At 72.2% G+C, this 15,568-nt stretch carries 14 protein-coding genes; 11 read left to right on the top strand and 3 right to left on the bottom strand.

What is annotated here, in order from left to right; translation table 11 throughout:
- Positions 1–52: 52 nt before the first annotated feature.
- The 10 genes from BZB76_RS20235 to BZB76_RS20190 all read left to right on the top strand — a co-directional run bounded on the left by BZB76_RS20235 (position 53) and on the right by BZB76_RS20190 (position 11,247).
- The gene (locus BZB76_RS20235; protein WP_121435934.1) at positions 53–1,438 is read left to right on the top strand and encodes a KamA family radical SAM protein; all 1,386 of its coding nucleotides are present in this window, start codon (positions 53–55) and stop codon (positions 1,436–1,438) included.
- Between the two features lie 63 nt (positions 1,439–1,501).
- The gene (locus BZB76_RS20230; protein WP_121435933.1) at positions 1,502–2,686 is read left to right on the top strand and encodes a cytochrome P450; all 1,185 of its coding nucleotides are present in this window, start codon (positions 1,502–1,504) and stop codon (positions 2,684–2,686) included.
- A gap of 25 nt (positions 2,687–2,711) precedes the next feature.
- A complete protein-coding gene (locus BZB76_RS20225) occupies positions 2,712–3,785 on the top strand; it encodes a DUF3616 domain-containing protein (protein ID WP_121435932.1) in 1,074 nt (357 codons plus the stop codon).
- A gap of 106 nt (positions 3,786–3,891) precedes the next feature.
- On the top strand, positions 3,892–4,431 hold the full coding sequence (locus BZB76_RS20220) for a DUF1707 and FHA domain-containing protein (protein WP_121435931.1): 540 nt from the start codon (positions 3,892–3,894) through the stop codon (positions 4,429–4,431).
- 78 nt (positions 4,432–4,509) lie between these two features.
- The gene (locus BZB76_RS20215) at positions 4,510–5,817 is read left to right on the top strand and encodes an ROK family transcriptional regulator (protein ID WP_121435930.1); all 1,308 of its coding nucleotides are present in this window, start codon (positions 4,510–4,512) and stop codon (positions 5,815–5,817) included.
- A gap of 39 nt (positions 5,818–5,856) precedes the next feature.
- Entirely contained in the window at positions 5,857–7,185 is a 1,329-nt protein-coding gene (locus BZB76_RS20210) for an ABC transporter substrate-binding protein (RefSeq protein WP_211343085.1), read from the top strand.
- Positions 7,186–7,188: 3 nt separating this feature from the next.
- Complete coding sequence (locus tag BZB76_RS20205; RefSeq protein WP_246007066.1) at positions 7,189–8,169, top strand: carbohydrate ABC transporter permease; 981 nt, start codon at positions 7,189–7,191, stop codon at positions 8,167–8,169.
- Positions 8,166–8,996: a carbohydrate ABC transporter permease gene (locus tag BZB76_RS20200; RefSeq protein WP_121435929.1), complete on the top strand. Its 831-nt coding sequence runs from the start codon at positions 8,166–8,168 to the stop codon at positions 8,994–8,996. The genes BZB76_RS20205 and BZB76_RS20200 overlap by 4 nt, the downstream gene beginning before the upstream one ends.
- Entirely contained in the window at positions 8,993–10,249 is a 1,257-nt protein-coding gene (locus tag BZB76_RS20195; protein WP_121435928.1) for a 6-phospho-beta-glucosidase, read from the top strand. The genes BZB76_RS20200 and BZB76_RS20195 overlap by 4 nt, the downstream gene beginning before the upstream one ends.
- Positions 10,249–11,247 (top strand): N-acetylglucosamine kinase, encoded by a 999-nt coding sequence (locus tag BZB76_RS20190; protein WP_121436244.1) that lies wholly within the window; start codon positions 10,249–10,251, stop codon positions 11,245–11,247. Before BZB76_RS20195 ends, BZB76_RS20190 begins: the two co-directional genes overlap by 1 nt.
- A 20-nt stretch (positions 11,248–11,267) precedes the next feature.
- Here BZB76_RS20190 and BZB76_RS20185 read toward each other — a convergent pair whose 3' ends face one another.
- Both BZB76_RS20185 and BZB76_RS20180 read right to left on the bottom strand, forming a co-directional pair.
- The gene (locus BZB76_RS20185; protein ID WP_121435927.1) at positions 11,268–11,708 is read right to left on the bottom strand and encodes an Lrp/AsnC family transcriptional regulator; all 441 of its coding nucleotides are present in this window, start codon (positions 11,706–11,708) and stop codon (positions 11,268–11,270) included.
- A 73-nt stretch (positions 11,709–11,781) separates the two neighbouring features.
- Positions 11,782–12,804: a LacI family DNA-binding transcriptional regulator gene (locus BZB76_RS20180; RefSeq protein ID WP_121436243.1), complete on the bottom strand. Its 1,023-nt coding sequence runs from the start codon at positions 12,802–12,804 to the stop codon at positions 11,782–11,784.
- 144 nt (positions 12,805–12,948) lie between these two features.
- Here BZB76_RS20180 and BZB76_RS20175 point away from each other — a divergent pair, with 144 nt between their 5' ends.
- Positions 12,949–14,142 (top strand): ABC transporter ATP-binding protein, encoded by a 1,194-nt coding sequence (locus BZB76_RS20175; RefSeq protein WP_121435926.1) that lies wholly within the window; start codon positions 12,949–12,951, stop codon positions 14,140–14,142.
- A gap of 235 nt (positions 14,143–14,377) precedes the next feature.
- Here the strand turns inward: BZB76_RS20175 and BZB76_RS20170 are convergent, their stop codons facing one another.
- On the bottom strand, positions 14,378–15,487 hold the full coding sequence (locus BZB76_RS20170) for a M24 family metallopeptidase (protein ID WP_246007065.1): 1,110 nt from the start codon (positions 15,485–15,487) through the stop codon (positions 14,378–14,380).
- Positions 15,488–15,568 lie beyond the last annotated feature (81 nt).

Below are 15,568 nucleotides of genomic sequence, written 5' to 3'. Positions count from 1 at the left end.
GGCCATATACAAGAGTTTTACGCGATCATGTGAGGCGAGGAGAGGGTCGACGATGGCCACTGCTCTGCATCCGGACCCGGACGCCGCCGTCCCGTCCGAGGCGACCGCGCAGCCGTACGTCTACCGGCGGCGGCCCCTGGAGGAACCGGACTGGCGGCGCCTGCCCGGCTGGCGGGACGTCACCCGGGACGAATGGGAGTCGGCGCAGTGGCAGCGCGCCCACTGCGTGAAGAACACGCGGCAGCTCCGCCAGGTCATGGGCGACCTGCTGGACGAGTCGTTCTACACCGACCTCGAACGCGACCAGGCCGAACGCGCGACGATGTCGATGCTGCTGCCCCCGCAGATGCTCAACACCATGGACGTCTCCTCCACCGAGGCCTTCCACGCCGACCCGGTGCGCCGCTACATGCTCCCGGTCTTCAGCGACCGGCGCACCGACTGGCCGTCCCACCCCTATGCGACCCGCGACTCGCTGCACGAGGCCGAGATGTGGGCGGTGGAGGGGCTCACCCACCGCTACCCCACCAAGGTGCTGGCCGAGATCCTGCCGACCTGCCCGCAGTACTGCGGACACTGCACCCGCATGGACCTCGTCGGCAACTCCACCGCCAACGTCGACAAGCACAGGTTCACCGCCAGGCCGCCGGACCGGCTCGGCGCCATGCTCGACTACCTGCGCCGCACCCCCGGCGTCCGCGACGTCGTCGTGTCCGGCGGCGACGTCGCCAACATGCCCTGGCCCCGGCTGGAGTCGTTCGTCGCGTCCCTGCTGGACATCGAGAACATCCGCGACATCCGCCTGGCCAGCAAGGCGCTCATGGGACTGCCGCAGCACTGGCTGCAGGACGACGTCCGCGCCGGAATGGAACGCCTCGCCGCCACGGCGCACCAACGCGGCGTCCAAATCGCCATCCACACCCACGTCAACGCCGCCCGGTCGGTGACGCCGCTGGTCGCCAAGGCCGCCCGCGCGATGCTCGACACCGGCATCCGCGACGTCCGCAACCAGGGGGTGCTGCTGCGCGGGGTGAACGACTCCCCCGCCGCCCTGCTCGACCTGTCGTTCGCGCTGCTCGACGAGGCCGCGATCATGCCGTACTACCTCTACATGTGCGACATGATCCCCTACAGCGAGCACTGGCGGCTGGCGGTCTGGGAGGCGCAGGAACTCCAGCACGCGATCATGGGCTACCTGCCCGGCTTCGCCACCCCGCGGATCGTGTGCGACGTCCCCTACGTCGGCAAACGCTGGGTGCACCAGCTCGCCGGCTACGACCGCGAACGCGGCGTCTCCTACTGGACGAAGAACTACCGCACCGCCCTGGAGGCCGCCGACCCGGACGCCCTCACCCGGCGGTACGAGTACCACGACCCGATCTACACGCTGCCGGAGCGGGGTCGCGCGTGGTGGCGGGAGCAGGCGACGGCCGCGTGATCGATCGTCCACCGGCCGGCGCCTTTACATTGTAGATCACAAGCGGCGGTTAGGGTCGGAGAGATGACCCGCGACCCGACCCACCGGTTCCCGCTCGGCGCGGCCGTCACGGCGACCGTCCTGGAGGACGACCCGCACCCGCACCTGGCGCGGCTGCGGTCGAGCGAGCCGGTCTCCTGGCTCCCCGCGCTCGGCGGCTGGCTGGTCACCTCCCGCCCCCTGGCGATGGAGGTGATGCGGGACGCGGACGCGTTCACCGTGGACGACCCGCGCTTCTCCACCGCCCAGGTCGTCGGGCCGAGCATGCTGTCGCTGGACGGGCCCGCCCACACCCGCCACCGCGACCCGTTCGCGCGCCCGTTCCGACCGGCCCCGACCCGGGAACGGTTCACCGCGTTCGTCGAGGCCGAGGCCGCGCGGCTCGTCGACGGGCTCGCCCCGGCGGGCCGCGCCGAACTGCGCGGCGACCTCGCCGGACCGCTGGCCGTCGCCGTCGTCACCGAGGCCTTGGGGCTGGAGGACGTGGACGCCGCGACCGTCCGATCCTGGTACGGGGCGTTCGTCGAGGCCGTCTCCGCGATCACGGCGGGCGAAACCGCGCCGGCCGGCGCCGACGCGGCGTACCGGCTGCTCCGCGCGGCCGTCCAGGACGCGATCGGCGCGTCCCGGCCCGGATCGCTGCTCGCCCACGCCGCCCGGGACGAGGCCGGGCTGACCGCGGACGAGGTCGTCGCGAACGCCGCGATCCTGATGTTCGGCGGTATCGACACCACCGAAGGCATGATCGCGAACGTGGTGCTGCATCTGCTGGGGCATCCCGACCAGCTCCGCCTCGTGCTGGCCGACCGTGACCTGCTGCCCGCCGCCATCGAGGAGTCGCTGCGGCTGGAACCGCCGGCGTCCGTCGTCGACCGGTACGCCACCCGCGACACCGAGATCGGCGGGACGGCCGTGCGCGCCGGCGACCTCGTCCGCGTGTCCCTCGCCGCCGCCAACCGCGACCCGACCGTGTTCCCGGACCCCGACCGCTTCGACGTGCGGCGCCGCAACGCCGCCGACCATCTGGCGTTCGCGCGCGGCCCGCACTTCTGCTTCGGCGCCCACCTCGCCAGGCTGGAGGCCCGGGTCTCCGTCACCGCGCTGCTGGACCGGCTGCCGGGGCTGCGGCTCGACCCGTCCCGTCCGGCGCGCCCGCACGGCCTGGTGTTCCGCAGGCCGCGATACCTGCACGTCCGGTGGGACGTGTGACCGTCCCATATGGGAATATGCCCCAATGATCGTGGAACGCCAGGTCACGCTGCACTTCGGGGTGGAGAGCCGTGAGGCCGAGACGCACACCAACCTGTCCGCCGTGCGCCAGGACGGCCGCTGCCTGTGGGTGGCGGGCGACGAGACGGCCACCATCGAACGGCTGACCGCCGCCGTGGACGGCGACGGGCATGTCACCGGCTACGACGCCCAGACCACGGTCTCGCTCGCCGATCTCGTCCCGCTGCCCGCCGGGCGCGACGAGGAGGCCGACATCGAGGGGTTGGCACGCGCCAACGGCTGGCTGTGGGCGGTCGGCTCGCACAGCCTCAAACGCAAGAAGATCAAGCCGGGGCAGAGCGACGCCAAGTCCCGCAAGCGGCTGGCCACCGTCGTCCGCGAGGACAACCGCTACATCCTCGTCCGGCTCCCGCTGGTCACCGGTGACGACGGGCTCCCCCACGTCGTCGCCGAGGACGGGGACCGCACCGCCGCCGTCCTCGGCCTGGACGAGGACTCCCTCACCGACCTGCTCGCCGACGACCCGCACCTCGCGCCGTTCCTGTCCATTCCGAGCAAGGACAACGGCATCGACATCGAGGGCGTCGCCGCGCACGACGACCGCCTCTACATCGGGCTGCGCGGGCCGGTGCTGCGCGGCTGGGCGGTGCTGGTGGAGATCCGTCCCGGCACCCACCCGGACGATCCACGCAAACTGCGGGCCCTGCCCGTCGGCGACGGCAAGGAGCTGTACCGCACCCACTTCCTCGACCTGCGCGGGCTCGGCATCCGCGACCTGTGCCCGCACGGCGACGACCTGCTCGTCCTCACCGGCCCCAGCATGGACCTGGACGGCCCCGTGCAGGTCGTGCGGTGGCGGGGCGCCGCCAAGGCCGACGCCGCCGAGATCGTCACCGCCGACGAGCTGGAGGTGCTGGGCGACCTCCCCTACGGCGACGGCGACGACCACGCCGAGGGCATCGCTGTGCTGGACGAGGGCCCGGGCACCCGTCTGCTGGTCGTCTACGACAGCCCGTCCACGGAGCGGCTGACCCCGGACGGCGGCGTCCTCGCCGACGTGGTGTCCTTCACCGGCTGAACCGGCCGCGGCTCCCCCGTCGCGAACATTCGCGGCGGACGCGGCGTCCAAGCGAGGGAACGGCCATTTCTGGACAGCCGACGATGGGGACTGGATACTCACGACTATGGACGGTCAGCCCTCGTTCCCGGTGAGAGCGTCCGACGTGGAACGGGATCGGGTGCTGCGCGTCCTCGGCGAACGGGTCGCCGAGGGCCGGATGTCGGACGAGACGTTCGAGCGCCGTGTCGACCAGGTGTTGCGCGCCCGCAGCCGCGCGGAGCTGGCCGACATCGTGCACGACCTGCCGACCGGCAACCGCGTGCTGAACCGGCTGACCGGGATCGTCTCCTCGGTGTCGCAGGTCACAGCGCGGTTCGAGGCGGCCTGGCGGGCGCCGCGGCTGCCGCGGTTCACGCTGCCCCCGGCCGATCTGAAACGCGTCGTCGTCGGCCGCGCACCCGGCTGCCAGTTCGTCCTGACCGACCTCACCGTCTCGCGGTTCCACGCCGAGATCTACCACGCCGACGAAGGCTGGATGATCTCTGACCTGGGGTCGATGAACGGCACGCGCGTGAACGGGTGGCGGTTGACGGGCCCGGCGCGCGTGCGGCCCGGCGACGAGGTCGGATTCGGAAACTGCACCTTCGTCGTCGCCGCCCCCTGAGCCCGGGTGTTGACGTAACCGTTAAGAGTCCTTACTTTTCCCTCCAGATTAGGAAACCTTCTTAACGGAGCCGCCGACGTGTCCGTGCCCGTCCCCGGGACGCCCAGCCTGCTGCGCGCGATCAACGATCGCGCGGCGCTGGAGGCGCTGCTGGACCGGGGGCCGCTGACCCGCCCGCAGATCTCCGACCTCACCGGCATCTCCAAGCCGACCGCCTCGCAGTTATTGGCGCGGCTGGAGGCGGCCGGGCTCGTCGTCCGGGACGGCATCAGGGAGGGGATGCCCGGCCGCACCGCCGAGCTGTACCGGATCAACGGGGCCGCCGCGCATGTCGCGGGCGCCGACGTCACCCCGGCGCGGATCCGCGTCAGCGTCGCCGACCTGGCCGGCACGGTCGTCGGCGAGTACACGCTCCCCACCCCCGAACGCTCCCGCGTGGACGTGGTGGCCCGCATGGCCGCCGCGTTGGACGGCGCCGTCGCCGCGGCCGGGCCGAACGGAGCCGCGGCCGGGCGGGGCCGGGCCGGGCTCTGCCGCGCCGTCATCGGCATCCAGGGCGCGGTCGACCCCGCGACGGGACGGCTCGGCTACGCCTCCCACATCCCCGGCTGGCACATCCCCGACCTGGTCGCCACGCTCAGCGACGGCCTCGGCGTGCGGGTGGCGATCGAGAACGACGTCAACCTCGCCGCGCTGGCCGAACGCGCCCGCGGGCAGGCCGCCGGCGCCGGGGACTTCGTGCTGCTGTGGGTCGCCGACGGCGTCGGGATGGCCGTCGTGCTGAACGGCACGCTGCACCGCGGCGCGACCGGCGGCGCGGGCGAGATCGGCTACATGCCCACCGTCGGCGCCCCCCTCATGCGGGACGTGCGCCGCACCCACACCGGCGGCGTGCACAGCCTCACCGGCGGCGCGGCCGTGCTGAGGCTGATGCGCGAGCACGGGTTCCGTGGCCGCGACGCCGCCACCGCCCTGCGCCGCGCCGCCGCCGACATCGGCGCCGTCCCGTCGTCCGGAACCGCGTCCGGGACCGGGTCCGGCAGGGCGTCCGGTACCGGGTCCGGCAGGGCGTCCGGCGCACGGACCGTCTCCGACGTGGGGGCCCGCGCGGAACGGGCCCTCACCGAACTGGCCACCCGGCTCGGCGTCACCCTCGCCACCGTCGTGGCCGTCCTCGACCCCGCTCTCGTCGTGCTCACCGGCGACGTCCTGCTCGCGGGCGGCGAACCGCTGCGCGCCCGCGTGGAGCAGCACCTGCACAGCCTGACGATCCCGCGCCCCCGGGTGCGGCTCAGCACCGTCCAGGGCAACCCCGTCCTGGCCGGCGCGCTCCAGCAGGCGCTTCTGGAGACACGCGAGGAGATCTTCTCCAGCACCGTTCCCTGACGACCGAGACGGACGTCACCTCCCGAAGGAGAACCCCGAGTGCCCCCCACCACCATCACGCGCCGGGTCGCGGTGGCCCTGACCGCCGCCGCGCTCGGCCTCACCGCGGCCTGCACCGCGGGCGACGACTCGTCGAGCGAAGGCCCCAAGTCCGACGAGAAGCAGACGATCGAGGTCTGGCACGGCTGGAGCGCCGACCACGAGGTGAAGGCGTTCCAGGACGCCGTCGCCGGCTTCAACAAGGTCCATCCGAACATCACCGTCAAGCTCGTGGCGGGCCAGACCGACGAGCGCATCACCAACGCCATCCGCGGCGGCAACCCGCCCGACGTGGTGTCGTCCTTCACCACCGACAGCGTCGGGCAGTGGTGCAAGAGCGGCGCCTGGCAGAACCTCGCGCCCTACATCGCCAAGTCGAAGGTGGACCTGAACATCTTCCCGCAGGCGGTGCGCAAGTACACCGAGTACCGGGGCGTCCGGTGCGCGATGCCGCTGCTGGCCGACGCGTACGGGCTCTACTACAACAAGGACCTGATGAAGGGCGAGCAGCCGCCCAAGACGGTGAGCGAGTTGACCGCGCTGGCCAAGAAGCTCACCGTCCGCGACCCGGACGGCACCATCAAGGTCGCGGGGTTCCTGCCGTCCGCGCAGTACTACGAGCACCAGGTCCAGCACCTCGCCCCGCCGTTCGGGGTGACGTGGCTGACCCCCGACGGCAAGGCCAACTTCGCCTCCGACCCCGCCTTCCAGGCGTACCTGAAGTGGAACAAGGAGCTCATCGACTGGTACGGCTACGACAACGTCAAGAAGTTCCTGCGTTCGCTGGGACAGGAGTTCGAGGCCGCCAACCCCTTCCAGAAGGGGCAGGTGGCGATGGCCGTCGACGGTGAGTGGCGCACCAAGTTCATCGAGAAGGAGGCGCCCAACCTGAACTACGGCACCGCGCCGTACCCGGTCGCCGACGACAAGCAGGCCACCTACGGCAGCGGGTTCATCGCCGGCACGGTGATCGGCATTCCGCGCGGCGCCAAGCACGCCCAGGCGGCCTGGGAGTTCGTCCGCTACCTCACGACCGAGACCAGTGCGCTGGTCACGCTCTCCAACGGGCTCGGGAACGTCCCGTCGACCGTCCCGGCGCTGGCGTCGCCGGACCTGAAGCTGCCGGCGCAGTTCCAGACGTTCCTGAGCGTCTTCAAGCACCCCGCAAGCACGACCACACCGCCGACGCCGAACGGCAACGACTACATCGTGCGGTTCCAGAAGTTCGTCCAGGACGAGTGGGAGCCCGGCAAGGTCGACGATCTCGGCGCGGCGCTCACCAGGCTCGACCGCGAGGTCAACGACGCGTTGAAGCTCGCCGGGGGCTGACCGGTGGCAATCGGCTCCCTGCGCCCGTCCTTCATCGGCGGGACACGGGCCGGCACGGCGGCGGCGCGGGCGCGCCGCCGCCGGCGGCTCCGCGTCCTGGCGTTCCTGTCCCCGTGGCTGGTCGGGTTCGCGATCTTCTTCGCGTATCCGCTGGCCGCGACCGTCTACTTCTCCTTCACCCGCTACAACCTGTTCACGCTGGAGTACGTCGGCTGGGACAACTACACCTACCTGCTGAACGACGGCCAGGCGTGGACGGCGATGCGGAACACGCTGTGGCTGGTGGCGGTGCTGGTGCCGCTGCGGGTGCTGTTCGGTCTCGGCGTCGCGCAGCTCCTCACCAAGATCAAGACGGGTGGGGGCGTGCTGCGGTCGATCTTCTACCTGCCGTACCTGATCCCGCCGGTGTCGGCCACGGTCGCGTTCGTGTTCCTGATGAATCCCGGCACCGGCCCGTTCCAGACGCTCACCGACCGTCTCGGCGTCACGCTGCCCGACTTCTTCAACGAGGCGGCCTGGGCCAAACCCGGTCTCACCCTCCTCGGCCTGTGGGCGGTCGGCGACGTCATGATCATCCTGTTGGCGGCGCTGCTGAACGTGCCCCGGTCGCTGTACGAGGCCGCGTCCATCGACGGCGCGGGCTCCTGGGCCCGGTTCCGGCACATCACGCTGCCGACCGTCTCGCCCGTGCTGGCGTTCTGCGCGGTCACCGGCGTCATCGAGACGTTGCAGTACTTCACGCAGGCGATGGTGGCGGGGAAGGTCGCCTCCGGACGCGCCGACCTGCCCGGCACCCAGTACACGCCCGGCTATCCCGGCGACTCCACGCTCACGTTCCCGCAGTGGCTCTACGACCAGGGGTTCCGGCAGTTCAACATGGGTTACGCGTGCGTCCTGGCACTGGTGATGTTCGGCACGGCGATGGTGTTCACCCTTTTCCTGCTTCGCCAGTTCAAGGCCTTCGCCGGTGAGGAGGCCGCATGAGCCCCGGAACCCGGACGCGGCGGGCGCTGATGTGGGTCGCCGTGCACGCCACCGCCCTCGCGATCGCGTTGATGTTCCTCGCGCCGCTGTTGTTCATCACGCTGACCGCGCTGATGAGCGACCGGCAGGCGCTCAGCGACGACCTGTGGCCGGACGGCTGGCACTTCGCGAACTTCGTCGAGGTGTTCAGCGGTGACATGGTCCGCTGGACGATCAACAGCACCATGTACGCGACCCTGTCCACGGTGTTCATGCTGGTGTCGAGCGTCCCGGTCGCCTACGCTTTGGCACGGTTCCGTTTCCGGGGCCGCAACGCCGCGCTCGTCGTGGTGATCTCGGCGATGATGCTGCCGCCGCAGGTCACGATGGTGCCGCTGTACATCGTGTGGGCCAGGTTCGACCTGACCGGCACGCTGTGGCCGCTGATCATCCCGCAGTTGTTCGGGGACGCGTTCTCCATCTTCCTGCTCCGCCAGTTCCTGGTGACGATCCCCCGGGAGTACGCCGACGCGGCCCGGGTGGACGGCTGCGGGGAGTTCCGCACGATGCTGCGCGTCATCCTGCCGATGGCCAAGCCCGCGCTGGCCGCCGTCGCGCTGTTCCAGTTCTTCTACTGCTGGAACGACTACTTCCGGCCGCTCGTCTACGCCGACCCCGACCACTGGACCCTCGCGATCGGCGTCGCGACGTTCCGCGCCGCGCACGAGGTCGAGTGGAACCTGACCATGGCGGCGACGCTGCTGACGATCCTGCCGGTGCTGATCGTGTTCTTCCTCGCCCAACGGGTGTTCATCCAGGGTGTGACGTTGACGGGAGTGAAGGGTTGAAACTGGCTGTCATCGGGGGTGGGTCCACCTACACCCCGGAACTGGTCGACGGGCTCGCGCGGTCGCACACCGCGCTGCCGGTGTCCGAGCTGGTGCTGCACGACCCGGACGCCGGGCGCCTCGACCTCGTCGGCGGTGTCGCCGCGCGGATGCTGGCGCGCGCCGGGCATCCGGGCAGGGTCACCACGACCGGCGACCTCGACGCGGCCGTCGCGGACGCGACGATCGTGCTGTTGCAGCTGCGCGTCGGCGGGCAGGCCGCCCGGCACGTGGACGAGACGCTCCCCCTGGAGTGCGGCTGCGTCGGGCAGGAGACGACCGGCGCGGGCGGCCTCGCCAAGGCGCTGCGGACCGTCCCGGTCGTGCTGGACGTCGCCGCCCGCGTCGCCGCCCTCGCCCCGGGCGCGTGGATCGTGGACTTCACCAACCCGGTCGGGATCGTCACCCGCGCCCTGCTGGACGCGGGCCACCGCGCGGTCGGGCTGTGCAACGTCGCGATCGGGTTCCAGCGCCGTGTGGCCGCGTTGCTGGACGTCCCGCCCGACCTGGTGAGCCTCGGGCACGCCGGGCTCAACCATCTGACCTGGGTGCGGTCGGTGCTGCTGGACGGCAAGGAGGTCCTGCCGCGGCTCCTGGCCGACCATCCGGACGACCTGGCGAAGATCTCCGGGCTGCCGGTCTCGTTCCTGCGGACGCTCGGCGCCGTCCCGTCGTACTACCTGCGGTACTTCTACGAACACGACCGCGTGGTCGAGGAGCAGCGCGGCGCGCCGTCCCGGGCCGAACAGGTCGCGGCGCTCGAGCGGGACCTGCTCGACCTGTACGCCGACCCGGCCCTGGACACCAAGCCCGCCCGGTTGGAGGAGCGCGGCGGCGCGTTCTACTCCGAGGCCGCCGTGCAGCTCGCCGCGTCCCTGTTGACCGGACGCGGCGACACGCAGGTCGTGAACGTCCGCAACCACGGCACGCTGCCGTTCCTGGACGACCGCGCGGTCGTCGAGGTGCCGGCGCGGATCTCCTCCTCGGGGCCGGTGCCGTCGCCCGTCCCGCCGATGGAGCCGCTGTTCGCCGGGCTGGTCGCGCACGTGTCCGCCTACGAGGAGCTGGCGCTGGACGCGGCGCTGCGCGGCGGTGTCGACCGTGTCGCCGCGGCGCTGCTGGCGCACCCGCTGGTCGGGCAGATCGACGTCGCCGACCGGCTGGCCCGCGACCTGGTGGCGGCCAACCGGGCCCACCTGCCGTGGGCGGCGTGATGGCCGGTGCCGCGAGCACGCCGGGGCGTGTCCTGGTCGCCGTCGACGGCGGCAACAGCAAGACCGACGCCGCCGTGATCGGGTCCGGCGGCGAGCTGCTCGCCACGGCCCGCGGCGACGGCTTCCGCCCGCAGACCAGCGGCATGGACGCCGCGCTCGACGCGCTGTCGTCGGTCATCGACGCGGCGCTGCGCCGCGCGGGCGCGCCGCCCGGTCAGGTGGCGCACCTGGCCGCCTACACCGCCAACGTGGACCTGCCCGGCGAGGAGGAACACCTGGAGAAGTTGCTGCTCGGCCGGGGCGTCGCCGCGAGCGTCACCGTCGGCAACGACACGTTCGCGCTGCTGCGCAGCGCGGTGACCGCGGGCTGGGGCGTCGCCGTCGTGTGCGGCGCGGGCATCAACTGCGCGGGCGTCGCCCCCGACGGGCGCACCGCCCGGTTCCCGTCCCTCGGGCCCCACACCGGCGACTGGGGCGGCGGGTCCTCGCTCGGCCGGGAGGCGCTGTGGCACGGCATCCGCGGGGAGGACGGCCGCGGTCCCGGCACGGCGCTGACCGGCGCCGTCGCCGCCCACTTCGGGGTCGACCGCGCCATCGACGTGGGGCTCGGCATCCATCTCGGCGAGGTCGACGAGGGCCGGCTCACCGGACTCGCGCCCGTCCTGTTCGAGGTGGCCGAGGCCGGGGACACGGTGGCGCGGGAGGTGGTGGCGCGGCTCGCCGAGGAGGTCGCGTCGCTCGGGACGGTGGCGCTGCGCCGACTCGGGCTGCTGGCCGAGCCCGCCGACGTCGTCCTCGGCGGCGGCATCCTCGCGGCCCGGCGTCCCCTGCTCATGGACGGGATCGCCGCCCGCTACGCCGAACTCGCCCCGCACGCCCGGCTTCTCGTCCCCGAGGACCCGCCGCTCCTCGGCGCCGCGCTGCTCGCCCTCGACCACACCGGCGCCCCGCCCGCCGCGCACGACACCCTCCGCGCCGCGTTCCACCGGAACCGGTGACCGACCGGCGGGAGCACGGTTCACAGTGGGGGGCGGCGCGACTCCCAGGGCGTGCTGAGGACGACGGTCGTGCGCGTCGCGACGTTCGCGGCGGCGCGGATCTGCTGCAGCAGTTCCTCCAGTTCGTTGGGGGACGCGACGCGCACCTTGAGGATGTAGCTCTCGTCCCCCGCCACCGAATGGCACGCCTCGATCGCCGGGAGATGGGCCAGCCGGTCGGGCGCGTCGTCCGGCGCGGCCGGGTCGATCGGCTTGATCGAGATGAACGCGGTCAGCGGCAGCCCGATCCGGGTGCTGTCGAGCTTGGCGGCGAACCCGGTGATCACGCCGCGTTTCTGCAACCGGCGCACGCGCTGGTGCACGGCCGACACCGACAGGCCGGTCTCCTTGGCGAGGTCGGTGAAGCTCATCCGCCCGTCGTCGGCCAGCAGCGCCAGGATCTGACGATCGATCTCCTCCACGTCCGAAATGTAGCGTGCCCCGGCCGGTGCCGGTGCCCGTCTCCGATCACGGATCGGCTCTGACCGGCACGCCTCAGCGGCGCTGGGCGCGGGGCGGACCGCAGCTGCCGCGCACGACCAGTTCGGTCGGCAGCAGCACGGGCCCTCCCCTGCCCCGCCGCGCCGGTTCCCGCAGTACCAGCTCGCAGGCGCGGTAGCCGATGTCGTGGCCGGGACGGGCGACGGCGGTGAGCGGCGGGTCGCACAGTTCGGCCCACGCCACGTCGTCGACCATCGCGATCGACACGTCGGCGGGCACCCGCAGGTCCAGGCCGCGGGCGACGAGCACGGCGGCCTCGCCGAGCAGGTGTCCGGCGGCCAGGACGGCGGTGACGTCGGCGCGGCGCTGCAACAGCCCGGCCGCGGCGGCGTAGGCGGCGTCGCGGCCGGGACGGGCGGCGACGACCAGGTCCTCCTCCACGGGCACGCCGAGCTGGGCGAGGGTGTCGCGGAACGCGCGCTCGCGCACCCGCGACGGGCTGCCGGGCGCGGCGCCGAGGAACCCGATGCGGCGGTGCCCGAGCCCGGTGAGGTACTCGGTCAGGGACCGGACGCCGCCGGCGTCGTCGGCGAGGACGGACGGCACGCCCGGCACCTCCGGCAGGACACGGCCGGCGAACACGACGCCGGAGCACACCCGGGCGGCGCCGCGCCAGTCGGCCTCGTCCCCGGCGGGCATCGCGATGATCCCGTCGACCCGCTGCCCGGCGAGCCGCTCGACGATCTGCGCCTCGCGGGCCGGGTCGCCGCCGGCCGCGTCCACGATGACGTGCTCGCCGAGGGTGCGGGCGCAGGCCAGCACGCCGGCGACCAGCTCGCCGCAGAACGGGTCGGTGACATCGGGGACGATCACTCCGATGCCGCCGCTGCTGCGCAGTTTGAGGCCGCGGCCGAGGGCGCTCGGCCGGTAGTCCAGGGCCCGGGCGGCGGCCAGCACCCGGTCGCGGGTGGCGGCGCTGACCGAGCCCGTCCCGGAGAACACCCGGGAGACCGTGGCGATGCCGACGCCCGCCGACGCCGCCACGTCCTTGATCGTCGCGGGTCTCCTGTCCGTCATGTCCGGACCGCCCCCTTCGCCCATCTCGGTGATCTTCTCATGATCTTGACTGCCATGGAAACGTTTCCATGATGTTTACTCCAGATATCGAGTAAAACCCCTGCTCGCCAGGGGGTGTTGGAAACGTTTCCATAAGGGGTTCGGATGGCGAAGATCGTGTTGGACGGGGTCGACAAGGTGTACTCCGGCGGCGTCAAGGCCGTGGACGGGCTCGACCTGGAGATCCGCGACGGCGAGTTCATGGTCCTCGTCGGCCCGTCCGGCTGCGGCAAGTCCACCGCGCTGCGGATGATCGCCGGGCTGGAAGAGATCACCGGTGGGAAGATCTCCATCGGGGACCGGGTCGTCAACGACCTCGCCCCCAAGGACCGCGACATCGCGATGGTCTTCCAGAACTACGCCCTCTACCCCCACATGACCGTGGAACAGAACCTCGCGTTCGGCCTGAAGCTCCGCGGCACCCCCAAGGCCGAGATCAAACAGAAGGTCCGCGAGGCCGCCAAGATGCTCGGCCTCGAACAGTTCCTCAACCGCAAGCCCGCCGCGCTCTCCGGCGGTCAGCGGCAGCGCGTCGCCATGGGCCGCGCGATCGTCCGCCAACCGCAGGCGTTCCTCATGGACGAGCCGCTGTCCAACCTCGACGCCAAACTCCGCGTGTCCATGCGCGCCTCCCTCAGCCAGCTGCACGAACGGCTCGGCGTCACCACCGTCTACGTCACCCACGACCAGGTCGAGGCGATGACGCTCGGCTCGCGGGTCTGCGTCCTGCGCGACGGGAAACTCCAGCAGGTCGACACGCCCCAGCGCCTGTTCGACAACCCCGTCAACCTGTTCGTGGCGGGCTTCATCGGCTCCCCCGCGATGAACTTCGTCACCGCCGACCTCACCACCGGCGACGGCGGCGCGAAGGTCTCCTTCGCCGGATACACCCTCCCGGTCCCGGCGTCGGTCCTGGACGGCAAGCCCGGCCTGCAGAACCACCTCGGCCGCCAGGTCATCCTCGGCATCCGCCCGTCCGACTTCGAGGAGGCCCACTTCGCCTCCCCCGAATGGGCGCCGATGACCGTCCACAGCACCGTCACCGAGGAACTCGGCAGCGAGATCAACGTCCTGTTCACCATCGACGCGCCGCCCGTCGAGCACAAGGACACCGTCGCCCTCGCCGAGGACGCCGACGACGGTGAGGGCGACATGGCCGTCCCCCTCACCGGCGACAAGGCGCTGTGCACCGCCCGCGTCAACTCCCGCTCCCACGTCCGCCCCGGCCAGCAGGTCGACCTCGCCGTCGACACCCGCCGCCTCCACTTCTTCGACCCGACCAGCGGACTCGCTCTGTAGCCCAGGGGGGACGACCCCCCTGGGACCCCCCGTTGCGAGCCGGTCGATCCTCACGCCACGGTGCGGGTCCTCTGTGACCGTGCGGGTGGCGTCGTGGCGCTGCGGTCGACCGGCTCGGCGGTTCGCGCGGCCTCCGGCGCTGGGGCGCCGGAGGCCGCGCGAACCGTGACCCCGGCCGGGGTTCGGTCCAGGGACCGAGGTTGTGACTCGTCCAGGGATCGGGGTTGTGGCGGCTTCAGTCGATGATTTTGAGGGTGTGGTCGGTGAGGTTCATGGAGGTGTGGCCTTCTTCGGTGCAGACGACGATGTCCTCGATGCGGGCGCCGTGCGGGCCGGGGTAGATGCCCGGCTCGATGGAGAAGGCCATGCCCGGTTCGAGGGGCTCGAGGTTGCCCGCGACGATGTAGGGGTCCTCGTGGGACTCCAGGCCGATGCCGTGGCCGGTGCGGTGGAAGAAGTGCTCGCCGTAGCCGGCGTCGGTGATGACGTCGCGGGCGGCCGCGTCCACCGTCGCGGGCGTCGCGCCGGGCCGGACGGCCTCGCGCGACGCCCGCTGCGCCACCACCAGCACCTCGTAGTACGCCTGGTAGTCCGCCGGGGGTTCACCGACGCAGTAGTTGCGGGTGGAGTCCGAGCAGTAGCCGCTCGGCATCGTCCCGCCGATGTCGACCACGACGGGTTCGCCGGGGCGGATGACGCGGTCGGAGAGTTCGGCGTGCGGGTTCGCGCCGTTCGGGCCGGACCCGACGATGACGAAGTCGACCTGCGCGTGCCCCTCGGCGGTGATCGCGTCGGCGATGTCGCGGCCCACCTCCCGTTCGGTCCGGCCGGCCTTGAGGATGTCCGGGACGCGGCGGTGCACCCGGTCGATCGCCTCGCCCGCCTCGCGCAGCGCCGCGACCTCCGCCGGGCTCTTGCGCATCCGCAGTTCGCGGAGCACCGACCCGGCCGCGACCTGCTCGGCGCCGGGGAGCGCGGCGCGGAACCGCAGCGCCATCACCGCCCACATCCGGTCGGCCACGCCCACGGTCGTCAGGCCTCTCGGCAGCCGGGCCGCGACCACCGCGTACGGGTCGTCGGTCTCGTCCCACGGGACCAGCTCCACGCCGAGCGCGCCCGCCGGCGACGCCTGCGCCGCGGGCACCTCCAGGCGCGGGACGACCAGGAACGCCTCGCCGCCGGCCGGCACCACCAGGCAGGTGAGCCGTTCCAGTTGCTTGGCGTCGTACCCGGTGACGTATCGCAGGTCGGGGCCGGGGGTCAGCAGCACCGCGTCGAGGCCCGCCTTCGCCGCCGCGTCCCGCACCTGGCCGAGACGCTCACGCGGATACAACTCCGTTGTCACACCCGTCTCCATTCTCCGGTCGTTTCTGCGGTACCAGGATCGCAGGAGCGTCCACCCGGCGCCGCCCCGGCCCGCATGGCA

It is taken from the genome of Actinomadura pelletieri DSM 43383, from assembly GCF_003634705.1.
In the GTDB taxonomy this organism is placed as follows: domain Bacteria; phylum Actinomycetota; class Actinomycetes; order Streptosporangiales; family Streptosporangiaceae; genus Spirillospora; species Spirillospora pelletieri.
The sequence above is the reverse complement of the archived record's forward strand: the minus strand, read 5'-3'. Positions and strand labels throughout refer to the sequence as shown.